We start from the raw sequence: 26,920 nt of genomic DNA, 5'->3' as shown, positions 1-26,920 counted from the left end.
AGGCTCCTTTTTCACATAGCATTCAATTTGTCGATGCTCAAGGGGATTACATGCCCAAGGACCGAGCGATCAGCATCAACTGGACCTCGGTGGTGCCTTCGCCGATCTCCAGGATCTTCGAATCGCGGTAGTGGCGAGCGACCAGAGACTCGTTCATGAATCCGTAGCCGCCGAAGACCTGAGTGGCATCTCGAGCGTTGTCCATGGCCGCCTCGGAGGCCACCAACTTGGCGATCGAGGCTTCGGTTTTGAACGGTCGGCCCGCGACCAATTTCTGTGCTGCATCATAGTAGGCCAGCCGTGCGGTGTGGGCGCGAGCCTGCATCCGGGCGATCTTGAAGCTAATGGCCTGATTGCGGGAAATGGGAGAGCCGAAGGTGATGCGCGTATTGGCGTACCGGACCGCTTCATCCACGCATCCTTGGGCAACACCGGCCGATAACGCGGCAATGGCCACCCGGCCCTCATCCAGGGTGTGGAGGAAATTAGCAAAGCCACGGCCCCGTTGACCCAACAGGTTTTCTTGTGGCACTCTCACATCATTCAGCGTCAACGGGTGGGTGTCGGAAGCATTCCAGCCCACCTTGTCATAGGCCGGTTCGGCGGTGAAGCCCGGGGTGTCGGTCGGCACGATGATCGTGGAGATTTCATGGTCCCCAGTCACCGCAGTCACGGTGACCACCGAGGTGATGTCGGTTCCGGAGTTGGTGATGAATTCCTTATTTCCATTAATCACCCAGTGGTCGCCGTCTGCACGAGCAGTGGTGCGGGTGCCACCGGCGTCGGACCCGGCGCCCGGCTCAGTAAGACCGAAACCGGCCAGCTTTCGGCCGGCAACCAGGTCGGGAAGCCAGCGTTGCTTTTGCTCCTCCGTCCCGAAACGGTAGATCGGCATCGCGCCCAGGGAAACTCCCGCCTCCAGCGTAATGGCAACGGATTGATCGACTTTGGCCAATTCTTCCAATGCCAAGCACAGGGCGAAGAAATCCCCGCCCATGCCCTCATAATCCTCGGGGAAGGGGAGACCGAAGAGGCCGAGTTCTCCCATCTGAGCAATGACCTCGTAAGGGAAGCTGTGCTCGCGGTCATGCTGTGAGGACACAGCAGCGACGACGTTCTGTGCGAAGTCGCGGACGGTAGCAATCAATTCCTGTTGTTCATCGGTGAGATCAAGGGACATCGCCAAGGTCCTTTCGTGGTGGTCATCACCAGCTAGTTTGCGGGCTCGTTTTCTGGATTCTTGTCATCGTCAGGGGTGATGCTGGCCAGCACTTGGCCGAGCTTGACCTGTTCGGTTTCTGCTGTGTGGATCGTGACGACACCATCGAAGGGAGCGACCAGCCGGTGCTCCATCTTCATAGCTTCCACGATCACCAGCGTGTCGCCGGCTGATACCTGGTCTCCGGAGGTCACCGGCACCGACATCACTGTGCCCGGTAGCGGGGAGCTCACGTCCGGGTTGGAGATAAGCCCGGCAGTGCCAGCCCGCTGGGCTTGGACCTCGTTGCTGGTGATGGCCTGTCGGTCACTGATGGTCAGCAGTCCGGCAAAGTTCGGGGTGAAACACCACAGCTGGCTTTGCCCGGCGCGTTGTGTGGCGACGACCGCGTGCACCCTGGTGGTCATTGACTCTGGTGTGGATAATAAGTACTCATGGTCTCCCACCTGCTCGACCACCGTGGAGGGGTCCAAGGTGACGTCGAAGTCTTCGGTGTCCCCGGAAGCCGTACGGTAGCTGACATGCCGGCGGACGCTTGTCGGCTCGGCCATGCTGCGCCACCCATCGCAACGCCATCCGGAGGACAGGCTGGTGGTCGGAGCCGGTTCAAAGTGGTAAGCCAATGTGGCTGCAATCTGTGCGTCGTCGGCTCCGGGCCCCGGGAAATCCATCTCCGGCAGGATCCGTTCGATCATGGTGGTATCTAACGCCCCGGCTCGGACCCGGCTATCATTGATCAACTGTCGTAGATAGCTGATATTGGTCTGGACCCCGAGCACCACCATGTTCTTCAACGCCCGATCGAGACGGTCTAGCGCTTGGTCACGGTGCGTGCCGGTCGCGATGACCTTGGCAAGCATCGGATCGAAATTCGTGCCGATGACACTGCCACGACGCAACCCGGAATCAACCCGCACCCCGGTGCCGGCAGGTTCGGCCAGTTCGAGGATGGTTCCGGTGGAGGGCAGGAAGCCGGCGGCAGGAACCTCGGCATACACCCGAGCCTCGACCGAATGACCGCGCAACTGAATCTCGTCCTGGGTGTAGGCTAGTGGCTCGCCGGCGGCGATGCGAAGCTGCTGTTCCACCAGATCGATGCCCGTGATTTCTTCGGTGACCGGGTGCTCGACCTGCAGGCGAGTATTCATCTCCATGAAGTAGAAGGTGTCCGGGTCGTGATCGGAGACTAAGAACTCCACGGTTCCGGCACCGCGATAATTTACAGAGAGAGCGGTATCGCAGGCGGCCTGACCAATTCTGGCACGCGTCTGGTCGGTCAAGACCACCGAGGGGGCTTCTTCAATGACCTTTTGGTGCCGGCGCTGCAAGGAGCATTCTCGTTCGCCCAGGTGGATGACATTGCCGTGCTGGTCGGCGAGAATCTGGACCTCAACGTGGCGTGGGGAGCCGATGAGCTGTTCAATAAAAAGCGTGTCATCGCCAAACGAAGCGTGGGCGATACGTCGAGCGGTGGCCAACATTTCCGGCAACTGGTCCAAGGACTCGGCAACGTGCATGCCCTTCCCGCCACCGCCGGCAGACGGCTTGATCAGCACTGGAAAAGTCATCGAACAGGCTTTGTCGACCAGCTCCTCATCACTGAGTCCGGGTTCAGAAATCCCTTGAATGAGCGGGACCCCGGCGGCACCGACGTGCTTTTTTGAGGTGATCTTATCGCCCATGATCTCCAGGGCCTGTGCATCGGGACCGATGAACGTGATCCCTGCTCGAGCACAGGCTCTGGCAAAGTCCGCATTCTCTGACAGGAAGCCGTAGCCGGGATGGATAGCGTCAGCCCCCGTCTCCACCGCAGCGGCCACGACCGCGTCGATGTCCAAGTAGCCGGTGGTGGCCTGGTGGTCGGGTAAATGCACGGCTCGGTCGGCGAGTCGGACATGCAATGCCTGGGCATCCGGCGTGGTATACACCGCTACAGCGGTCATGCCCATCTGGTGAACGGTCCGGATGACCCGGCACGCAATTTCGCCTCGGTTAGCGATCATAACGGTGCGGAAGACTGAAGCGGTGGGTTGATCCATGAGTCATCTTTCACTGTGCGGTGCAATATGGCTGGCGGTAGGTCAGGGCAGGGCGCTGAACAGACAGAGTCCAGGTCACGACTACATGCGGAAGACTGAAGCGGTGGGTTGATCCATGAGTCATCTTTCACTGTGCGGTGCAATATGGCTGGCGGTAGGTCAGGGCAGGGCGCTGAACAGACAGAGTCCAGGTCACGACTACATGCGGAAGACTCCGAAACCGGTGGGTGGCAGATCGGGCTGACGGCACACGTCCAGCGCCATCGCCAGAACCCGACGTGTATCGCGCGGGTCAATGATTCCGTCATCCCACAGTCGCGCACTGGAATAATACGGTTGGCCCTGGGCCTCGTAGCTGGCCTTGATGGGTGCGGTGAACTCAGCCTCTTCTTCGGCCGACCATTCGGTGCCGGCGGCCTCGTGCTGGTCCCGCTTGACCGTAGCAAGCACACCGGCAGCCTGGTCGGCGCCCATCACCGAGATCCGGGCATTGGGCCACATGAAAAGAAACCGTGGCGAATATGCCCGTCCACACATCGAATAGTTCCCGGCGCCAAAAGACCCACCGATGACCACGGTGATTTTAGGAACCCGTACGGTGGAGACCGCCGTGACCATTTTGGCCCCGTTTTTGGCGATGCCTCCGTGTTCATAATCCTTACCGACCATGAATCCGGAAATATTTTGCAGAAAGATCAGTGGGATGCCACGTTGGTCGCATAATTCGATAAAGTGGGCTCCCTTGAGCGAGGATTCAGAGAAGAGAATCCCGTTATTGGCTACAATCCCCACCGGGTGACCTTCGAGTCGAGCGAAGCCGGTGACCAGCGATGTCCCGTAATCGGGTTTGAACTCTTGGAACGAATCCCGATCAATGACGCGGTCGATGACCTGGTAGGCATCAAAGGCCTGATTCAGATCCTGCGGGATGATCCCGGCTAACTCGTCGGGGTCCGCCGCAGGGGCGCTCGCGGTGATTTTCTGCCAGGCCCGGGGATGCGGAGGAGGTAGCGTCGCGACAATATTGCGAATGATCTGTAACGCGTGGTCGTCGGATTCGGCGATGTGATCGGCTACTCCGGAGGTCTTCGTATGGACCTCGGCGCCGCCCAGCTCCTCGGCACTGACTTGTTCACCCGTAGCTGCTTTCACCAGGGGCGGACCACCCAAGAAGATCGTGCCCTGGTTGCGGACAATCACCGACTCATCACTCATGGCCGGCACGTAGGCTCCACCTGCCGTACATGAGCCCAGCACCGCAGCTAATTGTGGGATCTTCTTCGCCGACATCGTGGCTTGGTTGAAAAAGATCCGGCCGAAATGCTCGCGGTCGGGGAAGACCTCATCCTGCATCGGCAGATAGGCACCGCCGGAGTCCACCAAGTAAATACAGGGCAATTCGTTCTCTAATGCGATGGTTTGGGCACGCAGGTGCTTTTTGACCGTCAGCGGGAAATAGGTTCCCCCCTTGACCGTAGAATCATTGCAGACCACCATCACCGGTCGTGCGTGAACCAGCCCGATGCCGATAATAATTCCTGCTGACGTAGCTTGATTATCGTAGACATCCCAGGCCGCCAGCGCACCAATTTCCAAAAAGGGGCTGCCATCGTCGAGCACGCGGGTTACGCGGTCCCGCGGGAGCATGCGACCACGATCCAGATGGCGCTGCCGAGCCTTCTCTGACCCGCCTCGGCGCACGGTTGCCAGTCTCTGGCGCAATTCGTCCCAAAGTCCGTGGTGAAACGCAGCGTTGGCCTGAAACTGTTCAGATCGAGTATCGACCGGGCTACTGACCTCCGCCATGGGACCTCCTGCGACAAATTGGGTTAATCGCCATTCACTGAATCTTAGGATAGTGATATGATTCACATTTGTCTAGATGGCGGATCTCTGCAGTGAGAAAGTCCCGTAAAGGAGTCACGATGACCACTGAAATTCAGGGGCAACGAACCCGTCGAGCCCAAGATAAAGCCCGCCGGCGACAGTCGCTGCTAGATGCCGCGGCGCGATTATTCGCAGCTCATGGGTATGCGCAAGTGTCCCTGGCTGACGTGGGGGCCGAAGTCGGTGTGACAGCGCAGGCGATCTATCGTCACTTCGATTCCAAGCAACATCTGTTGGGCCAAGTGTTGGTCGATGTGAGTCGAACCCTGTTGGAAGGTGGCCGGTGGATTCAAAGTCATTATCCGGATCCGACGCCCCAGCTGGATGAGCTCATTAGTTTTCATGTGCGCTTCGCTTTGGATGCGCCGGAGGTGATTCGGATTCAAGACCAAGAAATGGCGCAGTTGGCCAATGAGGATCGACAACAGGTTCGTCGGACACAGCGAGAGTATGTTCGCATCTGGTCGCAGGCTCTGGCTCAGTTACACCCCGCTGATACGACCAAGGAGATTCGCACGCGGGTCTACGGGATTTTTGGGCTGATTAACTCCACGGCGCACTCGCTCACTGGCGGCTACCGGGCTCAGCGAGCTGACCAGCGACTGGCGCACCTGTTGGCCGTGATGGCGCATGAATCGGCTCATGTGGGGCAGTCGCCTCTCCCAAGGAGCTGTTATTGTGATTTATGACACATGCTGGTACCTTGGCGTCATTAGAACACCGATCTGGTCGCCAGATCCAGGATGATCAGGAGCCCCCGATGACCGAGTTGCTGACGCTGTCTCATGCTATTGGCCCCCGCGATGTCGCGCTGTTGGAAACCACTATTTTTGACAACCTGAAGGACACCGTCGAAAGATTTCCCGATCGTGAAGCTCTCGTCGATGTAGTGCAGGGTAAACGCTGGACCTACGCAGAATTCCACACCGCCGTCCGTGGTCTCGCCACCGGGTTGTACCGTGCGGGAATTCGTCCCGGAGAACGAGTCGGGATTTGGGGAACTAACCGCTGGGAATGGACCATGACCCAGTACGCCACCGCAGAGATCGGGGCGATTCTGGTCAACATTAATCCCTCCTATCGCCAGCACGAACTCAACTACGTCGTCCAGCAAGCCGGCATCACCTCGGTGATTTCCTCCGAAGCGTTGCCGAAGAGCAATTACCCCGCGATGCTGAACCGCGCCGAAGAGGAACTGGGAGACTTCCAGGTCAAGATCATCATGACCACTGAGTCCTGGGCTCAGGTCTACGACACCGTGGCCGACGAGGAACTGCTGGCCGCGGTTCAGTCTGGGCTCGGCCCCGACGACCCGATTAATATCCAATACACCTCGGGAACTACCGGCTTTCCGAAAGGGGCCACCCTCACCCACCGTAATATCCTCAATAACGGCTACTTTGTGGGCGAAACCATCAACTACACCGAGCACGACCGGGTGTGCATTCCGGTGCCGTTCTATCACTGTTTCGGAATGGTGATGGGCAATCTCAACTGCACCACCCACGGGGCGACAATGGTTATCCCAGGCATGTCTTTTGATCCTGTAGCCGTGTTGCGAGCGGTTGAACAAGAACGGTGCACTGCCCTCTACGGGGTGCCGACCATGTTCATCGCCGAGCTGGCGCTGGCGAGGTTCTCAGAATTTGATCTCTCCAGCCTGCGGACCGGACTCATTGCCGGATCGCCCTGTCCCGAAGAAGTAATGCGCAAAATCATGGGACAGATGCATATGGAAGAAATCTCCATTTGCTACGGCATGACCGAGACATCCCCGGTCTCGACCCAAACCCGGCCTGACGATACGGTGAACCGGCGGGTGTCTACTGTCGGTCGCCCCGGCCCCCACGTCGAAACCAAGATTATCGACCCGGCCACCGGAAAGACGTTACCGATTAACCAGGATGGCGAAGTCTGCACCAAAGGTTACTTGGTGATGCAGGGGTACTGGAATCAGCCTGAAAAAACCGCTGAGGTGCTGGATGACCAAGGATGGATGCGGACCGGTGACCTGGGGCGAATGGATGAACACGGCTACGTCAAAGTAACCGGTCGGCTCAAAGACATGGTGATTCGTGGCGGTGAGAACATTTATCCACGGGAGATTGAAGAATTTCTTTACACGCACCCCGATATTCTGGACGCTCAAGTCATTGGTGTGCCCGATGAGAAATATGGTGAAGAATTGATGGCCTGGGTTCAACTCCGCGAAGATGCCGAACCGTTGACCGCCACGCAATTGCGCGAATTCTGTGTCCCTCATCTCTCCAGCTACAAAATCCCCCGGTACGTTCACCTGGTGAAGGAATTCCCCACCACGGTGACGGGGAAAGTGCGCAAGATCGAGATGCGGGAACAAGCCAAACAACTCCTGGCTGATCACCAGGTTGATGATTCTCGTGCCGTGCTGTGAGCAGGGTCTCAGGTTCGCTAAGATACGAACTGTTAGACGGACGTTCAACACGCAGACTGCACGAATCTGAGGAGAAGATCCCGCATGACTAGTTCGGTGATTATTTCAGGTGCCCGCACCCCGATGGGGCGTCTGCTGGGCTCGTTGTCCAGCATTCCGGCTCATCAGCTGGGCGCCGTGGCTATCCGTGGCGCACTAGAAAAGGGTGGCGTAGACCCCACTAGCGTCGACTACGTCATCATGGGACAGGTCATTCAGGCAGGCGCCGGACAGAACCCGGCCCGCGGAGCTGCCATCGCTGCTGGGATTCCCCCATCCGTTCCTTCGATCACCATCAACAAGGTCTGCTTGTCGGGCCTCAATGCTGTGGCAACCGCTGATCAGCTGATCCGCGCCGGTGAAGCAGAGGTCGTCGTGGCCGGTGGCATGGAGTCGATGTCCTTGGCCCCGCATCTGTTGCCCAAGTCCCGGACCGGAGTCAAATTCGGCGATACAGCACTGGTGGATTCGATGGCTTACGATGCGCTGTATGACCAGGCCACCGAACAGGCCATGGGAGCACTGACTGACTCCTGCAACCTCGGAGAATTCGAAGTGTCCCGTCAGGATCAAGACCGTTTCGCCGCTACCTCGCACCAACGGGCTGCCGCCGCCCAGCAGAACGGGATCTTCGATGACGAAATCGTCAGCGTTCAGGTACCCCAGCGAAAGGGGGAGCCAATGGTGGTTTCCCAGGACGAGGGCATTCGACCCGAGACTACCCCGGAGTCGCTGAGCAAGTTGCCCCCGGCTTTCGGCAAGGACGGCTCCATTACCGCCGGCACTGCCTCACAGATCTCTGACGGGGCCGCCGCCTTGGTGGTGATGTCTCAGCAGAAGGCCGAAAGTCTCGGTCTGCAGTGGATTGCTGAAGTTGGCGCTCACGGTATGGTGGCCGGCCCCGATTCATCGTTGCAAGCCCAACCGGCGAATGCCATTGCGAAAGCATGTGCCAAGGAAGGTCTGACACCCGAAAACCTTGACCTGGTGGAAATTAATGAGGCTTTCGCCGCGGTGGGGCTCGTCTCTGCGCGACAACTCGGCGTCAGCGAGAAGATCGTCAACGTCAATGGTGGGGCCATCGCTTTGGGGCACCCGGTCGGAATGTCCGGCGCACGCCTGGTGCTCACCCTGGCTTTGGAACTGGGCCGCCGTGGCGGTGGCGTGGGTGCGGCCGGTTTGTGTGGTGGCGGTGGTCAGGGTGACGCCCTGATTCTGCGCGTCAGCGCCTAAGCCGGCACAGGATTGAGCCAGGGCTCGTGGCTCAGGGCCGCACCGGAGCGCGTCGTCGGTAACCGCCATCGGTAAGGCCGGCGGCGCGTTCAAAAATATTGCCATTAGCTGTGTCCCCATAACGGTACAGCGACCACAACACCGCCAGCCCGTAGAGCGGTAGGAAGGGCAAACCCAGGCATAACGCCCACTGCGTCGCATGGCGTGATTCATGGGCCAGAAGTCCGGATGAGAGCCGCACTCCGGGACGGACCAGCACCACGTTGCCCAGGGTGATACACCCGCCGGAAGGCCATGGCCACCGATAGTTCATCGCCAGCATTAACCGATCGGGACCGGGCAGAAGTGTAGTGCCGGCAATAACCGCAACAATCAAGCCCAGCACCGTCGAGAGGTTAAGCAGATTGAACGTCGCGCGAAACATGATCTGTAATTTACCCGAGAAGATTTATCTGTGACTCCCCCTGATCATCTTCCTCGGGAGCTCTAGGATAGCGGTGTAGTCCATGTCATAGACCACGTCGTACTCAATCCACTGAGCGCAGACCATCGAAAGAGTACTCGGGGGAGGACACCCCATGACGAACGTTATTCCCGAACACGCCATCGAAGAAGAAGTCACCATTACCAAAGATAACGGCGAACCGTTGGTGGTGACTCGTTTCAGCAACCCGGATGGGGCGCAGCCTCGTGCCGCAGTGATCATTTCCCCGGCCATCGCGGTCCAGGCCAGGTTCTATCGGCGCTTCGCCCGGTGGCTGACGACCCACGGGCTTGTGGCCTACTTGTACGATCACCAGGGGTATGGAGGCTCTTCCCGTGGGCCGTTGAAAGATGTCACCGCGGATTTTCTCACCTGGGCCCAGGACCCCGGAGCAGTTGTTGATTACGTCGCCGAGCACGAGACAGTTCCGGTGCGATGGCTTGGCCACAGCCTTGGTGGACAAATGCTCGCCTTTGCCCGACACGAGCATCTAGAAGCTGCCACCATCGTCTCGGCCGGAACCGGATACTGGAAATACTGGCAGCACTATGGTGCCGGAGTACTGTTGCCGCCGGTGATGTGGTATCTCTTGGCTCCGGTCGCCGTGCGAACTGTCGGCTACTTCCCGGGAAAGAAGTTGGGCATCCTCGGTGATATCCCACCGCAGGTGATGAGACAGTGGGGGAGGTGGTGCACTATGCCTCGCTACATGCTGACCGAATATCCGGAACTGGCCAAAAAATTTGCGGGCTATACCGGACCACTTACCTTTATCACCTTCGCCGATGACCGCACGATGCCCTTACCGGCCAGCCTGTCGTTGATGAGCTGGTATTCCCGGGCTGACCTGGAACATCACCATTATCATCCACAGGATTTAGGACAAGAGCGCATCGATCATATGGGGATTTTTAAAACACACAATGCTCCATTGTGGCAGCAAATCTTTGCCGATATTATTTCCTGATAAATCCTATTCCTGAGAGCAACGGTCCTTAACTGTTGGAAAGCTGGATGGTTCACTGTACTATTTCAAGTATGAACACACTCGCAAAGAAACGCGCCAGCTTGAGCCTGGGCCTGATCGCTGTTGCCAGTTTGTCGTTGACCGCTTGTGGCGGACCGCCATCGGTGTCCGAGGTTAAAGCGGATGCGGTGGAGCATTTCCAAAATGCCGAATCCGCGCGTGTTGACGTTGAGGGGACAAGCTCAGAAGAGCTCGACTTCGGCTTTGGAGACGTAACCGGGTACTTTGAAGGTTTCTCGGAAACCGGTGACATGCGAGGTGAGCTGAAGTCCGAGGAACATGGCTTCACCGTTGAGATGCTGGTCGTCGACAACTCGACCTACATCAAGGGTGACGATAACTTCTGGAACTACTTCGATAGCACCGGCATGGTCGCCTCCACTCTGGATACCTCGAAGTGGATCGATACCGGAACGGTTGATGAACAAGATTTCTCTGCCTTTACCGAGGAGTTCCGGGAGACTCTGGAAAGTATGCCTGACGAGGACGTGGCCGTCGAAGAGGCCGAGCTTGATGGGGAAGAGGCCTATAAGTACTCCGGTGAAGATACCGAGGGGGAACCGATCGACCTGTACTTCAACACCGATAACCAAGTGATTCGTGGTGAATCTCAGGCTGAGGGCGGGGAAACCACCATGGACTTCTCCGCCTATGGCGAAGTGGAGGAGATCACTGCTCCTGATGCGGATGTAATTCTCGATATCCCTGGAGCTCCCGGCAGTTTCTAACCGCAGTTAGACAATATCCTGCATGGCTGATCCGGAGTCGACTCGCCGTGGCGCCTCGACTCCGGATCAGTGTTTAACCAGACCATTCCGAGACCGAGACCTTCTCGGTGTGCCGAGGGAGTAGCAAAAGCCCCTAAACTAGATGAGGGTCGAAGACCCATCCGTAACAGTCGAATCTAGGTGAAGGCGTGTGCCCATGACAGATCGTTCATCAGCTAACGATGACCAGCTGATCTCGCCGGCCGACCAAGATGCGGTCGACCGTGCTGTGGCTGAAGCTCTCGAAGCCTTCGAAGCAGCGGGATCACTCGACGAGCTCAAAGTAGCTCGTCTTGCTCACACCGGAGAAAAATCTCCGCTTACGCTGGCCAATAAGCAGATCGGTAGCTTGGACAAATCTGAGAAAGCAGCCGCCGGCAAGCGCATGGGGCAAGCTCGAGCTCAGGTTAATAAGGCGTTGGCTGCACGTACCGAAGTGCTCGAAGCTGACCATGAACAGCAGGTGTTGCTGGAAGAAACCGTAGATGTCACCACCGCGGTGCGTCGTCGTCGCCTCGGAGCCCGCCACCCGCTCAACGTGCTCCAAGATCGAGTCTGCGACATCTTTGTCGGGATGGGATGGGACATCGCCGAAGGTCCCGAAGTGGAATCCGAGTGGTTCAACTTTGACGCGCTGAACTTCTTACCGGACCACCCAGCCCGGGAAATGCAAGACACTTTCTTTATTGATCCTCCCGAAGATCACTTGCTGTTGCGGACTCATACCTCTCCGGTTCAGGTCCGGGCACTCATCGAACGCGGAGCTCCCACCTACGTGCTGTGCCCCGGCAAAACCTTCCGCACCGATGAGCTAGACGCCACGCACACGCCGGTTTTCCATCAGTTCGAAGGACTGGCCGTGGACAGCGGGCTGACCATGGCAGACCTGCGTGGCACCCTGGAATACTTCGCCCGCGTCATGTTTGGTGACGAGGCAGCCATCCGGTTGCGCCCCAACTACTTCCCCTTCACCGAGCCCAGTGCGGAAATGGACATCTGGCACCCCGGTGCCAAAGGAGGCCCACAGTGGATTGAGTGGGGTGGGTGTGGCATGGTGCACCCCAACGTCTTGCGGGCAGCTGGTGTCGACCCTGATGAATATTCCGGATTCGCCTTCGGCATGGGTGTGGAACGCACCCTGATGTTTCGGAATGATGTTGCCGACATGCACGACATGATTGAAGGCGACATTCGCTTTTCTCAACAGTTTGGATTGGAGATCTAAGGTATGCGGATTCCACTGTCTTGGCTTCGTGAATTCACCCAGCTTCCCGCTGGCGCTACTGCCGAAGATCTCATGGCCGATCTGGTCAGCGTTGGACTCGAAGAGGAAGACGTGCACCGTCCCCTCGATGAGCTGTCCGGACCGATTGTGGTCGGCAAGGTCTTGGACAAAACCCCGGAAGAACATTCCAACGGCAAAACCGTCAACTGGTGTCACGTCCAGGTCGTGCCCGACGGAGCCAGCCAAACTCTGGAAGGCGAGGGCATCGCAGTCGATGGCGTCCAGGGCGTGATCTGCGGAGCACACAATTTCGAGCCCGGAGACAAAGTTGTCGTCACCCTGCCGGGAGCCGTCCTTCCCGGTGATTTCCGCATCTCCGCGCGGAAAACCTACGGTCATATCTCAGCCGGCATGATCGCCTCCGAGAAAGAACTCGGTCTGGGCGAAGGCCATGAGGGGATCATCGTGCTGGGGGACTGGGGGTTGGACCCAGAGCCCGGTACCGATGTGATCGAGCTACTAGGCCTCGATGACGAAGCCGCCGAAATTAACGTCACCGCTGACCGGTCCTACGTTCTTTCCCTGCGTGGTGTCGCTCGCGAGTACGGTCACGCCACCGGGACCACGAGTATCGACCCGGCAGAATCCGTGCACCCTCCTGTGCCCAACGATTCCGGGTATCCGGTCGTGCTGGACGATCAGGCACCGATCCACGGCAACCCGGGAGCAACCCGTTTTGTGACCCGCACCGTAACTGGCGTGGATACTACCGGTGCGACTCCGGTGTGGATGGCACAACGACTGCGACTGGCTGGCATTCGTTCGCTGTCGTTGCCGGTGGACATTTCCAACTATGTCATGCTGGAGATGGGACAGCCCCTGCACTTTTACGATCGTGACCGGCTGAACGGCGCTCTGCGCGTCCGACGTGCCGCGTCCGGAGAAACGCTCGAAACCCTCGACGGCAAGACCCGCACACTGGATCCCGAAGACCTGTTGATCGCTGACGACTCCGGTCCGATCGGGCTGGCCGGCGTGATGGGTGGTTTGGCCACCGAAGTGACCGAACAAACCACCGATATTGTGATCGAGTCTGCCCATTTCGATCAGGTTTCTGTCGCCCGGACCAAGCGTCGCCACAAGCTCCCCTCAGAAGCCTCGCGTCGCAACGAGCGCGGTGTGGACTGGGAGATTTGCGACGAAGCCGCCGAACGCGCCGTCCAGCTCCTCGTGGAACTGGCCGGTGGTGTTGCTGATGAGGGTGTCACCGATATCGGCGAACGCCCCGAACCGACCGTCGTTGAGATGGCAGCTGATTTCCCAACCCAACGCATCGGGTACGAGTTCACCACCGAGCAGATCGACGAGGTGCTGGAACAGATTGGGTGCCAGGTCACCCAGCAGACCGATGAACAGTCTGGCACCACCTACCGGGTCACCGTCCCATCCTGGCGGTTTGACCTGACCATTGCCGAAGACCTGACGGAAGAAATTGCTCGCCTGGTTGGCTACGACAAGATCCCATCACGGTTGCCCGTAGCACCGGCCGGGCGTGGTTTCACCCCGCGTCAGCGGCTGCGTCGCAACGTATCGGAGACCCTGGCGGCTTCGGGACTTGTGGAAGTCCTGTCGTATCCCTTCGTGGCTGAGTCGGACAACCGGTTCTTTGGTTCCGCCGACGAGCAGGTCGGTGCCCAACAACAGATGGTACATCTGGCCAATCCGCTTTCTGCCGAGCTGGGATGGTTACGCACTTCGATGTTGCCCGGTTTGGTGACCACCTTGCACCGCAACATATCTCGCGGTTTCAAAGACGTGGCGCTGTTTGAAACCGGCTTGGTGTTCCACCCGGAGGCCTCCTCGGACGCCGTGTCGGAGATTCCCGGCGTCGGTGTCCATCCCGCACCCGAGGTATTGGAACGCATCGTCAACAGCGTGCCCCACCAACCTCACTACGTGGCTGCGGTGTTCGCCGGTCACGCGGCAACACCCGGACCGGGCTTCGAACCGACCCCCTACGACTGGGAAGACGCCATCGGTACAGCCCTGAACATTGCCGATGCCGTCGGTGTGGCGTTAGAGGTTCGTCAGGGCGCCCATCAGGCCTTCCATCCCGGCCGTTGCGCTGAATTGGTCACCGCCAGTGGATCCGTGCTCGGTTATGCCGGCGAGTTGCTCCCCAAATACGTCCAGCAACAACACCTGCCAGAACGTGTCGCGGCAGTGGAACTGGACCTGGATCGGTTGCTCGATGAGGTCCCCGAGGTAGTGGAAGCCCGTGCAGTCAGCCCCTATCCTGCGGTCACTCAAGACGTGGCGTTGGTGGTGGATGAAGCCATGCCGGCTGCCCAGGTGAAGCGTGTGTTGGAGGAGGCCGCCGGTGAGCTCTTGGAAGAGATCGCCCTCTTCGACGTCTACCGTGGCGCCGGAGTGGAGCACGGCAAGAAGTCCCTGGCCTTCAATTTGCGGTTCCGGGACCACCACAAAACACTCACCAATGATGAAGCCTCTGAAGTGCGGTTGGCTGCCGTGGCTCGCGCGGAACAAGAGTTAGGAGCGCACCTACGATGAGCGACCCAGACCCGTGGGAACTCGAACGTGAGGTACCGCCCAGCGACGAGGACCGCAAACGGGGTCAGATCCAACGGATTGCCGTCGGCGTGATCGCGCTGGTCGTCATCGCCGGGCTACTCTACGCCACGATTTCGGGGCTGTTCGTCTAAATCAGCCAGATCGGCTCATGGGCCGATGCCCCCGGGACGCGGTGAGCCCCGCGGTGATGAGAGACTACACCGTCAACACGGTCTTGCCCGTCGTCTGACGAGACTCCAAAGCGGTATGTGCGCCTCCCACCTCGGACAGTGGCACGGTTTGGTCGATTCGCAAGGTCAACCAGCCCTGCTCGAGTCCATCGAAGAGTTCGCGGGCTCGAGAGGCAGTTTCCTCGGCTGTGGCGGTGTAGTGGCTCAGGGCCGGACGCGTGATGTACAGCCCGCCGGCGGAGTTCAGCCGTTGCAGATCAAAGGGCGGTACTTGCCCCGAAGCTCCACCGAAGAGCACCATCATGCCACGAACCTTCAGCGCCTCCAAAGAGCCGTCGAAGGTTGAGGCTCCGACACCGTCATAGACGACATCGACACCGCGACCACCGGTAACTTCAGCAATCTCTTCCGCGAAATTCTCGTAGTCGAAACAGTGCTCTGCTCCAGCTTGGCGGGACAGTTGCCTCTTTGCATCGGTGGAGGCAGTGGTGTAAACGGTAGCGCCCCAATGCACACACAACTGGGTGAGTAACAACCCCACGCCACCAGCGCCAGCATGGATGAGAACCGCATCACCGGGGGCAACGGGGAATGTCGAACGAGCGAGATAATGAGCGGTCAAGCCCTGCAGAGGTAATGCAGCTGCGGTGACCAAATCCATCGCATCGGGCACGGGTAATAACTGGGAAGCAGGGGCCACAAAGTGCTCGGCATAGGTGCCCCGACCTGCGGCGGTAGCCACCCGCTGCCCGAGGGCCACGTCGGTGACGTCCTCTCCGAGAGCCACCACGGTCCCGGCGCCTTCGGTGCCCGGGATAAAGGGGTAGTCCACCGAGTACACGCCGGAACGTTGATAGGTCTCAATGAAGTTGAGCCCCACAGCGGCCGTGGTGATCAGGACTTCTTCGGGGCCGGGGGCGGGGACAGAGGTTTCAGACCATGAGAAGTTTTCCACGCCACCGGCATCGGAGACGATAGCGGCGTGGTGGGTGGTGGGGATCTCAAAATGTTCCATAGTCACTACGCTAATCGACAGCTTCTGAGAAATCAGTCACAAAAGACATGACACGTACTGAATGCATAAATATGTCACAGAGTGCATAATCGGGTGATGGTGACGTAGGCTGGCCCCTATGTGTATTTCTGTAGCCGTTTCGGGTGCCTCCGGATACGCCGGTGGCGAAGTGTTGCGCCTGCTAGTCAATCATCCCGAAGTGACCATTGGAGCCATCACCGCCCATTCCAACGCGGGACAGCGACTCGGCGAACTCCAACCCCACTTGATTCCCTTAGCTGATCGGGTCTTGGAAGAGACCACGGCCGAGGTTTTATCTGGTCACGATGTGGTGTTCCTGGCACTGCCACATGGCGCCTCGGGCGAGATTGCAGCCCAGCTACCAGAGAACACCCTGGTCATCGATGCCGGCGCTGATCACCGCCTGACATCTGAACAAAGCTGGGAGAAATTCTACGGAACCGATTACGCCGGACACTGGCCCTATGGTCTGCCAGAACTACCGGGTCAACGCGAGATGCTACGGGGAACTCGGCGCATTGCCGTACCCGGTTGCTATCCGACCTCGAATTTGCTGGCCCTGAGCCCCGGGTTCAGTGCTGGACTGTTGGAAACCTCCGATGTGGTCATCGTGGCTGCCTCCGGTACGTCCGGGGCCGGGAAATCGCTGAAACCTCATTTGCTGGGTTCGGAAGTGATGGGGTCGATGAGCCCCTATGGGGTGGGCGGCGTGCACCGGCATACTCCAGAAATTGAGCAAGGATTGACCTGGGCTGCCGGTGAGCCGGTGCAGGTGTCCTTCACCCCGACGCTGGCGCCCATGGCCCGCGGGATCCTGACCACCGCTACCGCTCGGCTCCGGACGGGAGTCTCGGCGACCTCGGTCCGGCAGGCGTGGGAACAGGCTTATGCTGACGAAGCGTTCGTGCATGTGTTGCCCGAAGGACAGTGGCCAGCTACCGCTATGGTGGTGGGTTCGAATCATGCGGTGATGCAACTGGCTGTTGATGAGCACGCCCAGCGCGTGATTGTCAGTTGTGCGATCGATAACCTCACCAAAGGCACTGGCGGTGGTGCAATTCAATCGATGAATATTGCCCTGGGACTTGAGGAGTCCCGTGGACTGACCCAGACAGGAGTTTCCCCGTGAGCGTAACACAAGCCAAAGGGTTCCGGGCCGCCGGTGTTGCCAGCGGTATTAAAGAATCCGGGGCAAAAGACCTGGCCGTTATCATCAACGACGGACCCGATCAGCAGGCGGCTGGAGTTTTTACCTCCAATAAGGTCAAAGCCGCTCCGGTGAAGTGGTCCCTAGAGGCGCTGAAATCCAGTGGGTATCAGGCCGATGCGGTGGTGCTCAACTCCGGTGGTGCTAATGCCTGCACTGGAAAGATTGGCGACCAAGACGTCTCTGACACCGCGCAACGAGCCGCTGAGTTGTTGGACACAGTTGCCGACCGAATTCAGGTGTGCTCGACCGGGCTCATCGGCGAACGGCTGAAGATCCGGGAACTCGTGGACGGTCTTGACGTGGCACTGGACAGCGCGAGTGTTGCGGGAGGCGATGATGCCGCCGAAGCCATCATGACCACCGATACGCGCTCCAAGACTGCGGTGGCCACGACTACCACCGGATACCACATCGGTGGCATGGCTAAAGGGGCTGGAATGATTGCGCCCGGGATGGCCACGATGCTGGCGGTGATTACCACCGATGCCCAGCTCGAGGCCGGCCAATTACAGAGCATGTTGCAACAGGCAGTGGCTCTCAGCTTTAACCGTGCCGACTCGGACGGGTGTATGTCGACCAACGACACCGTGTTATTGCTGGCCAACTCCGCCAGCGGGGTCAGACCCGATCCAGCAGAGTTCCAGGCCGGGCTCAACGAGGTCTGCGCCCTATTAGCTCGCCAGATTATCGCGGATGCCGAAGGTGCCCAGCACGATATTGCCGTCACTGTCGTCAACTCCAGCACCGAAGCCGAAGCTGAGACAATCGCCCGGGCCGTGACTCGCTCCAACCTATTCAAGACTGCCATCTACGGCCAGGACCCGAACTGGGGTCGCGTGATCTCGGCGGTGGGTACCGTCGACGGTGATTACGATCCCGATCAGATTGATGTCACCATCAATGGCGTCCAGGTTTGCCGGGCCGGGGGCATGGGCGAGGACCGCTCTTTGGTCGATCTCTCCCCACGCGAGGCACGGGTGATCATTGACCTCCACGCCGGTGAACACACCGCTACTATCTGGACTAACGATCTGACCTACGACTACGTTGCGGTCAACGCCGAATACTCGTCCTGAATCCCGCTAGCATTCCAGCCTTCATGTATTTTTTACTGCCCCATGACTGATGACGAAAGGTCCCTTCTCGTGACCGAAGATGTGCAAGCCCATCGCCACGACCGCCGGATTGCTGCCCAAAAATCCCAGGTGCTTATTGAAGCCTTACCCTGGATTCGCGGTTTTTCTGGAACCACTGTGGTGGTCAAATACGGTGGCAACGCGATGGTGTCGGAATCCCTTCGGCAGGCTTTCGCTGAAGACATTACCTTCTTGCACCACGCCGGCATCCATCCAGTGGTGGTCCACGGTGGTGGCCCTCAAATCAACGCGATGCTGGACCGGCTGCAGATTGATTCCGAATTTCGAGGAGGATTGCGGGTCACCACCGAGGAATCCATGCAGGTCGTGCGTATGGTGCTGACCGGTCAGGTGGGTCGAGATCTGGTGGGCTTGCTGAATTCTCGTGGCCCCTACGCCATGGGCTTGTCCGGTGAAGACGCCGCGATCTTCCGGGCCCGCCGTCGGAAGGTAAAAATCGAGGGCGAATCAGCCGATCTGGGACTGGTCGGGGAGATCGACCACGTTGCTCCGGAAGCGATCCAGACCATCATTGACTCCGGACATATCCCAGTGATCTCCTCGGTCGCGCCCGAGTTCGACGACAACGGAGAGCCTACCGGCCAGGTCCTCAACATCAATGCCGATACGGTAGCCACCGCTGTCGCGGTAGCCTTGGGAGCCTCTAAGCTACTGATTCTCACGGACGTGGAAGGGCTTTATAGCAACTGGCCAGATCGCGACTCCCTGGTGTCCACCATCGGAGTCAGCGCTCTGAAGGAGTTGCTCCCCACGCTGGAATCGGGCATGATCCCGAAGATGAGCGCCTGTGTCGAAGCCGTCGAAGCCGGAGTTCCCCAGGCTCACATCGTAGACGGTCGGGAAGAACACTCGATGCTGTTGGAGATCTTCACCTCCGCTGGAGTCGGCACCCAGGTACTTCCCGACGACCACCCAGAAGTTCTTGCCCTCAACACCACAGGAGGCCACTGATGACGGACCCGGATTCCACTCATCCCGACTCCATGCAACGGGACTACTTGCAGCGTTATCAGCAGACTGTCACCGGAGTTTTTGGCACCCCGCAACGGGTGCTGGTGCGTGGTCGTGGGGCAACCGTCTGGGATGCAGACGGTGCAGAATACCTGGATCTGCTCGGCGGAATTGCCGTGAACATTCTCGGTCATGCCCATCCGCGGATCCTGGCCGCCCTGTCGGCGCAAGCGGCAACTTTGGGCCACATCTCCAACCTGTTTACCTCACCGGCTCAGGTTCAGCTGGCCGAAAAACTCCTCGAGTTAGCCCAGGCGCCCGACGGGTCCGTGTTCTTCTCGAACTCCGGTTCTGAAGCAAATGAAGCCGCCCTGAAAATTGCTCGCGCCTACGGCAAACAGCTCAGCGAGCACAAGACCCGCATCATCTGCGTGGAGCAGGCCTTCCACGGTCGTACCCTAGGGGCGGTGAGTGTCACGGCTAAGCAGGCCTACCGGGATCCTTTCGAGCCGCTACTACCGGCGATCACCCGAGTGCCTGCCGGCGATCTCGACCAGATGGTAGCCGCCGTCGATGAGACGGTGGCTGCGGTGTTGATCGAACCGGTTCAAGGCGAATCCGGGGTCCACGGGTACCCGGCCGGATACCTTGCTGCGGTGCGCGACCTCTGCGATCGGCATGGCGCGCTATTGATCTTCGACGAGGTGCAGTCCGGGTCTGGACGCACCGGAACCTGGTTCGCTTATCAAAATCCGGCCGTGACTGGGCAAGAACACCCTGTGGTTCCCGATGTGGTGACCTTGGCCAAATCTCTGGGCGGAGGATTCCCGATCGGGGCGACGGTGTGTCTGAACAAGGCCACCTCGATGGCACTGAGCGCCGGTCAACACGGCACCACCTTCGGTGGCAACCCGCTAGCTTGTGCGGTAGCCCTGGAAGTCCTGCACACCCTGGAAGAGGAGAACTTGCTGGAGCGGGCCCAGGCCATCGGGCGCTCCATGGCCACACATCTCACCGAGATCGAGGGGATCGAGACTGTGCGAGTCTACGGCGCCTGGGCCGGGATCGATGTGTCGATACCCGACCAGCCAGCCGACCAGCCACGCCCCGCCCGGGACGACCTCAACACACCGCACCTGGCGGCTCGAGCCGTCACGGCTGCCGCCGAGGCAGGTTTTCTCATCAACGCCACCTCGCCAACCACGTTGCGGTTGGCTCCCAGCTTGGTGGTCACTGACGAGCAGCTGGACTCGTTCTACCAGCGGCTCCCCGCGCTTGTCGCGACAGCCAGCCAGAATCACACCCGGTAGACCGCTACGGCGTTACCGCAGGAGACAAGAAAAGAGACATGATGAGTACAACACCGACTACCGCCACCACGCAGGAAGCAGGTGCCGGGGTGCGTCACTTTCTGATCGACACCGATCTGAGTCCCGAAGAACAAGCCGAAGTTCTCCAGCTCGCTCAGCAGATCAAGGCCGAACCGTATCGTCACCGCCCGTTGTCCGGCCCCCAGACCGGGATTGTGATGTTTGATAAAACCTCAACCCGTACTCGGATCTCTTTTGCCGCCGGGATCGCCGAATTGGGCGGTCACCCGCTGGTGATCAACCCGGGCGAGTCCCAGTTGGGGCATAAAGAAACCATCGCTGATTCTGCGCGCGTGTTTGAACGTATGGTTTCGGTGGTCATCTGGCGCACCTATGCTCAGGCCGGGCTGGAGGAACTGGCCGAGTACTCTCATATACCGGTGGTCAACGCTCTGACCGATGATTACCACCCCTGCCAAATCCTGGCGGACTTGCAAACGGTGATCGAGCACAAAGGTCGTGCCCGTGGGCTGACTATGGCCTACTTGGGGGATGCCGCCAACAACATGGCGAACTCCTACCTGCTCGGCGCAGCGACCGCAGGCATGCACGTTCGGGTCGCCGGTCCCAAAGGATATGTTCCCCGCACCGAGATCGTGCAGGCAGCTCAGCAACGAGCTAATGTCACCGGCGGGTCGGTGACTGTCACACACGACCCTGCAGAGGCGTTGCACGGTGCCGACGTGGTAGTTACCGATACCTGGATCTCCATGGGCCACGAGGAAGAGAAAGCACAGCGCCTGAGCGTCTTCAGCGACTACACGGTCGATCAGGCGGCCATGGCTCAGGCCGCTCACGATGCGATCTTCCTGCACTGTCTGCCGGCCTACCGCGGTGTAGAAGTAGCAGCCGAGGTGATCGATGGGCCTCAGTCGGTCGTCTTTGATGAAGCCGAAAATCGGCTACACGCTCAGAAAGCTCTGGTGGCCTGGTTACTCTATGCCTCGGGGCGGGCTGAGATTCCCGCAGATGTGTCCCTTCCGAAAGCGCACCGATCGGCTCAGCGACTGGGCACAAGCGTTTAGGTCAGTCTCATGGACAAACGCGCTAGCACACCGCGCAGTAAACCCAACACGCCGGGCACTAAGACGGCTCGGCAGGCCCACATCCGGTCTCTGTTGGCCGACTATCCGGTCAGTTCCCAGGCTCAATTGCGGGCCATGCTCGCCCAACAGGGAGTGGAGGTCACCCAGGGCACGCTCTCCCGTGATCTGGTCGAACTCGGCGCCTCCCGGGCCCGGGACGCCGGGGGAGAACTGGTGTATGTGGTTCCGGACCTGGGGCCTCACGCCGATGCGCAGCAGCGCTGGCAGAACGCGCAGACCGGTGATCTCGAGCAGACACCGTTGAGTGGCCCTCGGGCCAAAGCGCTGGCTCGGCTGGCTGGGCTCTGTCGGGAACTGTTGGTCTCCGCCGAGGCCTCCGGGAACTTAGTGGTGGTCCGCACCCCGCCAGGAGCCGCACAATTTTTGGCCTCCTGCATTGACCAGGCGCGACTGGACGAGGTGCTAGGTACCATTGCCGGCGATGATGCGATTCTCGTGATCGCCCGTGAAACTACGACCGGTCATCGACTCGCCACGATGTTCTTGAATATGGCCGGTGGCCAGCTCGCCGAATAGCGGGCGTTCCGAGGGCTAGCGTTGGTGCTGGTCCAGCACGTCCTTCATAGCGGGCAGGTCCATGAACTCTACGGTGGCTCGTGCTGACTGGGCACCCAGCTCAGGGTCCGCACCGGCCTCGAGTAGTTGTTGGACCAGGCCTTTGTCCTGCAGGAATACCGCGCAGGTCAGTGCGGACTGACCCCGCTGATTCGTGGCGTTGACATCCGCACCGCGTTCCAGCAGGGCGCTGACCACCTCGGGCTGGTTGCGGTAGGTCGCCAGAATCAGGAACGTATCACCATTGGCATTGGCGAGATTGACCGGGATCCCTTGATCAATCGCCGAAGACAGCATCTGGACTTTCCCCTCGCGAGCCGCATCGAACAGCGTATGCAGAAACTCGATCTGCTCGTCACTCAACTGGGGTTCGGGACCGGAATGTTCCGGGGTCGGTGTTGCAGAATCAGCCATGCTCCCACTCTAGAACACCCTGCCGGTGGCTTGAAGTCGCCCGTAGACCGATGATCTCTCCCAGCGTGTTTCTTCAGACCACAAAGTCGCTAAAGTGGAGGTGGTAACTTTTTGATTCATCCGACACAGTTCTGAGGGGACAACACACACGCATGAGCGGTTCCTCCACATCTCCAGGCCAACCCGCACCGCGCCACGGCACCAATCAAGGGTCGCTGTGGGGAGGGCGATTCTCCGGTGGCCCCAACCAAGCCGTGGCAGCGCTGAGTAAATCCACCGACTTCGACTGGCGACTGGCCCGCTACGATATCGCCGGTTCGCGTGCCCACGCCCGCGTGTTGTACCGTAGCGGGTTGCTCACCGAGGACGAACTTGCCGGGATGCTCGAGGCCCTGGACACGCTGGAAGCCGATGTGCTTTCAGAAAAATTTCAGCCAGCCGAGACTGATGAAGACGTTCATGGTGCCCTGGAACGTGGACTGTTAGAACGCGCCGGCGAAGAACTGGGTGGAAAACTGCGAGCCGGTCGGTCGCGCAACGATCAAATTGCGACCATGGGCAGAATGTACCTGCGTGATCATGCCCGCATCATCGGTGGCCGGTTACAGGCGGTCGTGCAAGCATTGGTTGATCAGGCAGAGTCCCACCCCTACGCGCCCATGCCGGGGCGTACTCACCTGCAGCACGCCCAACCGGTGTTGCTGTCCCACCACCTGTTGGCCCACGCCTGGGCGATGCTACGCGATCTGCAACGTCTGCAAGACTGGGATGTTCGCGCCGCGGTATCGCCCTATGGCTCCGGCGCACTGGCCGGGTCGACCCTGGGATTGGACCCCAATAGGGTTGCCACAGAGTTGGGATTTGATTCCGCGGTGTTCAATTCCATTGATGGTACCGCTGCTCGGGATATTTTCGCTGAATTCCTCTGGATCGTGGCCATGATCGGCATCGACCTCTCCCGAATCTCCGAAGAAGTGATCTTCTGGGCGACGAAAGAAGCCAATTTCGCCACCTTAGCTGATGCTTTCTCGACCGGCTCGTCCATCATGCCACAGAAGAAGAACCCCGACGTCGCTGAACTCGCCCGGGGTAAATCCGGACGGTTCATTGGTGATCTCACCGGCCTGTTGACCACGCTCAAAGGTCTGCCGTTGGCCTACAACCGGGACCTGCAGGAAGATAAAGAGCCCGTCTTTGACGCCGTGGACAACCTGGAAATCTTGTTGCCGGCGGTCTCTGGCATGATTGCTACCTTGGAATTCAATACCGAGAAGATGGCCGAACTGGCCCCGGAAGGTTTCGCGCTGGCCACCGATATCGCCGAATGGCTGGTCCGACAGGGCGTACCGTTCCGAGTTGCTCACGAGTTGTCTGGCGAAGCCGTCAAAATCGCCGAACGACGCGGAGTGGAACTCTGGGATCTCACCGATGAGGAGTTTGCCTCCGTCTCCGTACACCTCACTCCCGCAGTGCGGGAGGTGTTGACGACCCACGGTTCCCTCAGCGCCCGCAACGCCCAGGGCGGAACCGCCCCGGAGGCGGTGGCTCAACAGCTGGAAGAATTCAAAGCACAATTACATCGTGTCCGTGACTTCATCGACTCCAACCCCACCGGCCTGCTGTAGTCCAGTGCCGGTGAAACAGGTGACATATGCACGTTGATCAGTCCTGCTCCGACGCCCACGATCACCTTCCTGAAACCTACCGGGATGAACTCGCCCGGGAACAACGCTATGTTGGGCAGCTCTACGCTCGGCTTGACCAGCTACGCGCTGAAAAGCGGGAACAACTAGCCCGGGTGCGTAAATCCGGCGCGCAAGGATCCTTGCAGAACCAATCCGAGCGTGATGCCTTTGCCACCCAGTACGAGGACCGGATCGCTCAACTCGACGCCGTCGAAGATCGCCTGGTATTCGGCCGGCTTGACACCGAGAACGAGGACCCACGCTATATCGGACGGATCGGTCTGAGCTCGGCGGATCACTCCCGGCTACTGATCGACTGGCGCGCCCCGGAATCAGCTGCGTTCTACCAGGCCACCGCGCAGAACCGTGGGACGGTTCAACGACGCCGTCACCTGTTGATGTCACGCCGACGGGTCGTGGGCTTTGATGATGACGTGCTTGATGCAGATCTGGTCGATGAAGATATCCAGTATCGTTCCTCGGCATTGCTGAGTGCGGTCACCGCCCGGCGCACCGGACGCATGGGCGACATTGTGGCGACCATTCAAGCTGAACAAGATGAGATCATCCGGTCCCCGCTGTCCGGCGTCTTGGTGGTTCAGGGAGGCCCCGGGACCGGCAAGACGGCCGTGGCCCTGCACCGGGCTGCGTATTTGCTGTACACCCACCGGCAACGCTTGGAGTCCTCCGGCGTACTATTGGTGGGCCCCTCGGAAGCGTTCATGAATTACATTGACCAGGTGTTACCTTCCCTGGGCGAAAACGGTGTGGTGATGAGTTCTCTGGCGGAGCTGTATCCCGGGCTCAAAGCCGTTGCCGAAACCTCTCGGGACGTGGCTCGCATCAAAGGACGTGCGGTGATGGCTGACGTGATGCGCCACGCGGTCCAGGCCCGGCAACGCCGGATCACTACCCCGCGTGAGTTGAAGGTTGAAACCATTACGCTGACCCTGACACCCCAGGTCGTCGACGCTGCGCTGAAGAAAGCACGCCATTCCGGACTGGCCCACAACCAAGCACGAGAAGTCTTCGTCAACGAGGTCGTCGACGCTCTGAGCGATCAGATGATCGCCGAACTTGCCGCCGGGTCCGCAGGCAAGAACGAGGCCGACCGGTCCTATGTGCCCACCGAAATCCGCCAGTCTGTGGATGTGCGGCGCATCCTGAACATGTGTTGGATGCCGTTGAGCCCAGAAAAAGTTCTCGACGAGTTACTGTCCACCCCGCGCCTACTCGTCGATGCGGCTTATATGCTCGACAACCACGAGCTACTGGCGTTGCTCCGTGAGCCCCACGCGCCTTTTACGGTCTCTGATGTGCCACTCTTGGATGAACTGGCTGAACTGCTCGGGGCGGTGGACGCCGCTACCCGCGCGGTACAACGCGCCGAGCAACGTCAATACGAACGTGACCTCGCCAATGCCGAAGCAACGTTGGAGAATGTGCACCAGAGCCTGGAAGACCTCGGAGTCGATGGTGTCGTGACTGCCGAGGCCCTGGCCCGGTCACAAGGACCTCAGCACGTCCGGCGTAGCGCTGCTGAGCACGCTATCACCGATCGGGGCTGGACCTACGGGCACGTCATTGTGGATGAAGGTCAAGAATTGACCCCGATGCAGTGGCGGGTGCTGTTCCGCCGATGTCCGATCAAGTCTTTCACCATCGTTGGCGATATTGCGCAGTCCTCCAACGCCGACACCACCACGTGGCGGCAACGTCTGGAGCCCTTCGCGGATCAGGCGACCCGCGAGATGGAACTGAGCGTGAACTACCGAACACCGGCCACCATTGCCGACTTGGCCGCCGAAGTTGCCACCCGTCACGGGGCGAACATCTCCACTCCGAAAGCGCTCCGCGCCGGTGAGGACCGTCCACGTATTGATGTTGTTGGTGTTGGTGATCGAGACAGGCATCTGCATGAGGTGATTAATCGGTTGGCCACCGACCTGCCCGCGGCACTGATCGCCGTCGTGGTGCCCGAGGCACTCATTGACACGACCGGTCAGAACTTGTCCTCGGCCTTTCCTGAGCGCATCTGGTGGGGACAAGGACTGCGTCACGACCGGGATCTGGTCCTGGTGACAGCCTATGAATCCAAGGGACTCGAATACGACGCCGTGGTGATCGTCGAGCCCCAACAGATCGTGGCCGAAGCCGAGGGCTCGATCGGTGACCTCTACGTGGCCATGACCCGAGCCACCCAAATTTTACGGATGATCACCACCGACGATCCCGAGGAGCTTCCCGCACCATTGGAACAACACTGTCACGCCGTTGAAACAGCCTGAGCCTAACTACTCCAAGCACTGACTGTGGGGAAGATGCACCAGAGTCCAGATAG

General features: G+C 59.5%; 22 protein-coding genes. 16 read left to right on the top strand and 6 right to left on the bottom strand.

Annotated features, from left to right (window positions below):
- Positions 1-46: 46 nt before the first annotated feature.
- The 3 genes from QDX22_RS04065 to QDX22_RS04055 form a co-directional block, all read right to left on the bottom strand.
- Positions 47-1,180: an acyl-CoA dehydrogenase family protein gene (locus QDX22_RS04065; protein ID WP_110101694.1), complete on the bottom strand. Its 1,134-nt coding sequence runs from the start codon at positions 1,178-1,180 to the stop codon at positions 47-49.
- 32 nt (positions 1,181-1,212) lie between these two features.
- Positions 1,213-3,258 (bottom strand): acetyl/propionyl/methylcrotonyl-CoA carboxylase subunit alpha, encoded by a 2,046-nt coding sequence (locus tag QDX22_RS04060; RefSeq protein WP_279675235.1) that lies wholly within the window; start codon positions 3,256-3,258, stop codon positions 1,213-1,215.
- 198 nt (positions 3,259-3,456) lie between these two features.
- Positions 3,457-5,064, bottom strand: a complete 1,608-nt coding sequence (locus QDX22_RS04055; RefSeq protein WP_279674039.1) for a carboxyl transferase domain-containing protein — start codon at positions 5,062-5,064, stop codon at positions 3,457-3,459.
- A gap of 119 nt (positions 5,065-5,183) precedes the next feature.
- On the opposite strand from QDX22_RS04055, the gene QDX22_RS04050 reads away from it, so the two are divergent.
- The 3 genes from QDX22_RS04050 (at position 5,184) to QDX22_RS04040 (ending at position 8,830) form a co-directional block, all read left to right on the top strand.
- Positions 5,184-5,834 carry a TetR/AcrR family transcriptional regulator gene (locus QDX22_RS04050; RefSeq protein WP_110099548.1) on the top strand — a complete coding sequence of 217 codons (651 nt, stop codon included), beginning with the start codon at positions 5,184-5,186 and terminating at the stop codon, positions 5,832-5,834.
- 71 nt (positions 5,835-5,905) lie between these two features.
- The gene (locus QDX22_RS04045; protein ID WP_279674270.1) at positions 5,906-7,558 is read left to right on the top strand and encodes an AMP-binding protein; all 1,653 of its coding nucleotides are present in this window, start codon (positions 5,906-5,908) and stop codon (positions 7,556-7,558) included.
- Positions 7,559-7,642: 84 nt separating this feature from the next.
- Positions 7,643-8,830 carry an acetyl-CoA C-acetyltransferase gene (locus QDX22_RS04040; RefSeq protein ID WP_136088725.1) on the top strand — a complete coding sequence of 396 codons (1,188 nt, stop codon included), beginning with the start codon at positions 7,643-7,645 and terminating at the stop codon, positions 8,828-8,830.
- Positions 8,831-8,861: 31 nt separating this feature from the next.
- On the opposite strand, the gene QDX22_RS04035 is transcribed toward QDX22_RS04040, so the two are convergent.
- On the bottom strand, positions 8,862-9,254 hold the full coding sequence (locus QDX22_RS04035; protein ID WP_136088724.1) for a hypothetical protein: 393 nt from the start codon (positions 9,252-9,254) through the stop codon (positions 8,862-8,864).
- Between the two features lie 154 nt (positions 9,255-9,408).
- Here QDX22_RS04035 and QDX22_RS04030 point away from each other — a divergent pair, with 154 nt between their 5' ends.
- From QDX22_RS04030 to QDX22_RS04010, 5 genes are all read left to right on the top strand, one after another.
- The gene (locus tag QDX22_RS04030; RefSeq protein ID WP_279674038.1) at positions 9,409-10,281 is read left to right on the top strand and encodes an alpha/beta hydrolase family protein; all 873 of its coding nucleotides are present in this window, start codon (positions 9,409-9,411) and stop codon (positions 10,279-10,281) included.
- Positions 10,282-10,352: 71 nt separating this feature from the next.
- Positions 10,353-11,069: a hypothetical protein gene (locus QDX22_RS04025; RefSeq protein WP_279718043.1), complete on the top strand. Its 717-nt coding sequence runs from the start codon at positions 10,353-10,355 to the stop codon at positions 11,067-11,069.
- A 196-nt stretch (positions 11,070-11,265) separates the two neighbouring features.
- Complete coding sequence (pheS, locus tag QDX22_RS04020) at positions 11,266-12,333, top strand: phenylalanine--tRNA ligase subunit alpha (protein WP_279718042.1); 1,068 nt, start codon at positions 11,266-11,268, stop codon at positions 12,331-12,333.
- Between the two features lie 3 nt (positions 12,334-12,336).
- Positions 12,337-14,904 carry a phenylalanine--tRNA ligase subunit beta gene (pheT, locus tag QDX22_RS04015; RefSeq protein ID WP_279675234.1) on the top strand — a complete coding sequence of 856 codons (2,568 nt, stop codon included), beginning with the start codon at positions 12,337-12,339 and terminating at the stop codon, positions 14,902-14,904.
- Positions 14,901-15,056: a hypothetical protein gene (locus tag QDX22_RS04010; RefSeq protein WP_158278436.1), complete on the top strand. Its 156-nt coding sequence runs from the start codon at positions 14,901-14,903 to the stop codon at positions 15,054-15,056. The genes pheT and QDX22_RS04010 overlap by 4 nt, the downstream gene beginning before the upstream one ends.
- A 64-nt stretch (positions 15,057-15,120) precedes the next feature.
- Here QDX22_RS04010 and QDX22_RS04005 read toward each other — a convergent pair whose 3' ends face one another.
- Entirely contained in the window at positions 15,121-16,110 is a 990-nt protein-coding gene (locus QDX22_RS04005; protein WP_110101702.1) for a quinone oxidoreductase family protein, read from the bottom strand.
- Positions 16,111-16,228: 118 nt separating this feature from the next.
- Between QDX22_RS04005 and argC the strand changes: the two genes are divergently transcribed.
- Genes argC through QDX22_RS03975 form a run of 6 tightly spaced genes read left to right on the top strand, consistent with a single transcriptional unit; the run spans position 16,229 to position 22,441 of the window.
- Positions 16,229-17,260 (top strand): N-acetyl-gamma-glutamyl-phosphate reductase, encoded by a 1,032-nt coding sequence (gene argC, locus QDX22_RS04000; protein ID WP_110101703.1) that lies wholly within the window; start codon positions 16,229-16,231, stop codon positions 17,258-17,260.
- A complete protein-coding gene (gene argJ, locus QDX22_RS03995; protein ID WP_279674036.1) occupies positions 17,257-18,417 on the top strand; it encodes a bifunctional glutamate N-acetyltransferase/amino-acid acetyltransferase ArgJ in 1,161 nt (386 codons plus the stop codon). The genes argC and argJ overlap by 4 nt, the downstream gene beginning before the upstream one ends.
- Before the next feature lie 42 nt (positions 18,418-18,459).
- The gene (gene argB / locus QDX22_RS03990) at positions 18,460-19,449 is read left to right on the top strand and encodes an acetylglutamate kinase (RefSeq protein WP_425248446.1); all 990 of its coding nucleotides are present in this window, start codon (positions 18,460-18,462) and stop codon (positions 19,447-19,449) included.
- The gene (locus QDX22_RS03985) at positions 19,449-20,759 is read left to right on the top strand and encodes an acetylornithine transaminase (protein ID WP_279674035.1); all 1,311 of its coding nucleotides are present in this window, start codon (positions 19,449-19,451) and stop codon (positions 20,757-20,759) included. The genes argB and QDX22_RS03985 overlap by 1 nt, the downstream gene beginning before the upstream one ends.
- A gap of 38 nt (positions 20,760-20,797) precedes the next feature.
- Complete coding sequence (argF, locus tag QDX22_RS03980) at positions 20,798-21,844, top strand: ornithine carbamoyltransferase (RefSeq protein WP_279674034.1); 1,047 nt, start codon at positions 20,798-20,800, stop codon at positions 21,842-21,844.
- Positions 21,845-21,853: 9 nt separating this feature from the next.
- Complete coding sequence (locus tag QDX22_RS03975; RefSeq protein WP_279674033.1) at positions 21,854-22,441, top strand: arginine repressor; 588 nt, start codon at positions 21,854-21,856, stop codon at positions 22,439-22,441.
- Between the two features lie 15 nt (positions 22,442-22,456).
- Here the strand turns inward: QDX22_RS03975 and QDX22_RS03970 are convergent, their stop codons facing one another.
- The gene (locus tag QDX22_RS03970; protein ID WP_110099535.1) at positions 22,457-22,894 is read right to left on the bottom strand and encodes an ankyrin repeat domain-containing protein; all 438 of its coding nucleotides are present in this window, start codon (positions 22,892-22,894) and stop codon (positions 22,457-22,459) included.
- A 152-nt stretch (positions 22,895-23,046) separates the two neighbouring features.
- Here QDX22_RS03970 and argH point away from each other — a divergent pair, with 152 nt between their 5' ends.
- Positions 23,047-24,519, top strand: coding sequence for an argininosuccinate lyase (gene argH, locus QDX22_RS03965; RefSeq protein WP_110110912.1), 1,473 nt, complete (start codon positions 23,047-23,049; stop codon positions 24,517-24,519).
- 26 nt (positions 24,520-24,545) lie between these two features.
- Positions 24,546-26,867, top strand: a complete 2,322-nt coding sequence (locus tag QDX22_RS03960) for a HelD family protein (protein WP_110110913.1) — start codon at positions 24,546-24,548, stop codon at positions 26,865-26,867.
- Positions 26,868-26,920: the final 53 nt, after the last annotated feature.

Source organism: Auritidibacter ignavus (genome assembly GCF_029853775.1).
GTDB classification, from domain to species: domain Bacteria; phylum Actinomycetota; class Actinomycetes; order Actinomycetales; family Micrococcaceae; genus Auritidibacter; species Auritidibacter ignavus.
Note: the sequence above shows the minus strand (reverse complement) of the source record. Positions and strands in the feature narration are given on the sequence as shown.

Excerpts from the sequence above, each read along its gene's own strand:
- QDX22_RS03985 (WP_279674035.1), top strand. The coding sequence starts at position 19,449 with ATGACGGACCCGGATTCCACTCATCCCGACTCCATGCAACGGGACTAC.
- QDX22_RS03970 (WP_110099535.1), bottom strand. The coding sequence starts at position 22,894 with ATGGCTGATTCTGCAACACCGACCCCGGAACATTCCGGTCCCGAACCC.
- QDX22_RS04005 (WP_110101702.1), bottom strand. The coding sequence starts at position 16,110 with ATGGAACATTTTGAGATCCCCACCACCCACCACGCCGCTATCGTCTCC.
- QDX22_RS04010 (WP_158278436.1), top strand. The coding sequence starts at position 14,901 with ATGAGCGACCCAGACCCGTGGGAACTCGAACGTGAGGTACCGCCCAGC.
- argH (WP_110110912.1), top strand. The coding sequence starts at position 23,047 with ATGAGCGGTTCCTCCACATCTCCAGGCCAACCCGCACCGCGCCACGGC.
- QDX22_RS04055 (WP_279674039.1), bottom strand. The coding sequence starts at position 5,064 with ATGGCGGAGGTCAGTAGCCCGGTCGATACTCGATCTGAACAGTTTCAG.
- QDX22_RS04050 (WP_110099548.1), top strand. The coding sequence starts at position 5,184 with ATGACCACTGAAATTCAGGGGCAACGAACCCGTCGAGCCCAAGATAAA.
- QDX22_RS04035 (WP_136088724.1), bottom strand. The coding sequence starts at position 9,254 with ATGTTTCGCGCGACGTTCAATCTGCTTAACCTCTCGACGGTGCTGGGC.
- pheS (WP_279718042.1), top strand. The coding sequence starts at position 11,266 with ATGACAGATCGTTCATCAGCTAACGATGACCAGCTGATCTCGCCGGCC.
- QDX22_RS04065 (WP_110101694.1), bottom strand. The coding sequence starts at position 1,180 with ATGTCCCTTGATCTCACCGATGAACAACAGGAATTGATTGCTACCGTC.
- QDX22_RS04045 (WP_279674270.1), top strand. The coding sequence starts at position 5,906 with ATGACCGAGTTGCTGACGCTGTCTCATGCTATTGGCCCCCGCGATGTC.
- QDX22_RS04040 (WP_136088725.1), top strand. The coding sequence starts at position 7,643 with ATGACTAGTTCGGTGATTATTTCAGGTGCCCGCACCCCGATGGGGCGT.
- QDX22_RS04060 (WP_279675235.1), bottom strand. The coding sequence starts at position 3,258 with ATGGATCAACCCACCGCTTCAGTCTTCCGCACCGTTATGATCGCTAAC.
- QDX22_RS04030 (WP_279674038.1), top strand. The coding sequence starts at position 9,409 with ATGACGAACGTTATTCCCGAACACGCCATCGAAGAAGAAGTCACCATT.
- pheT (WP_279675234.1), top strand. The coding sequence starts at position 12,337 with ATGCGGATTCCACTGTCTTGGCTTCGTGAATTCACCCAGCTTCCCGCT.
- QDX22_RS03975 (WP_279674033.1), top strand. The coding sequence starts at position 21,854 with ATGGACAAACGCGCTAGCACACCGCGCAGTAAACCCAACACGCCGGGC.
- argC (WP_110101703.1), top strand. The coding sequence starts at position 16,229 with ATGTGTATTTCTGTAGCCGTTTCGGGTGCCTCCGGATACGCCGGTGGC.
- argF (WP_279674034.1), top strand. The coding sequence starts at position 20,798 with ATGATGAGTACAACACCGACTACCGCCACCACGCAGGAAGCAGGTGCC.
- argB (WP_425248446.1), top strand. The coding sequence starts at position 18,460 with ATGACTGATGACGAAAGGTCCCTTCTCGTGACCGAAGATGTGCAAGCC.
- QDX22_RS03960 (WP_110110913.1), top strand. The coding sequence starts at position 24,546 with ATGCACGTTGATCAGTCCTGCTCCGACGCCCACGATCACCTTCCTGAA.
- QDX22_RS04025 (WP_279718043.1), top strand. The coding sequence starts at position 10,353 with ATGAACACACTCGCAAAGAAACGCGCCAGCTTGAGCCTGGGCCTGATC.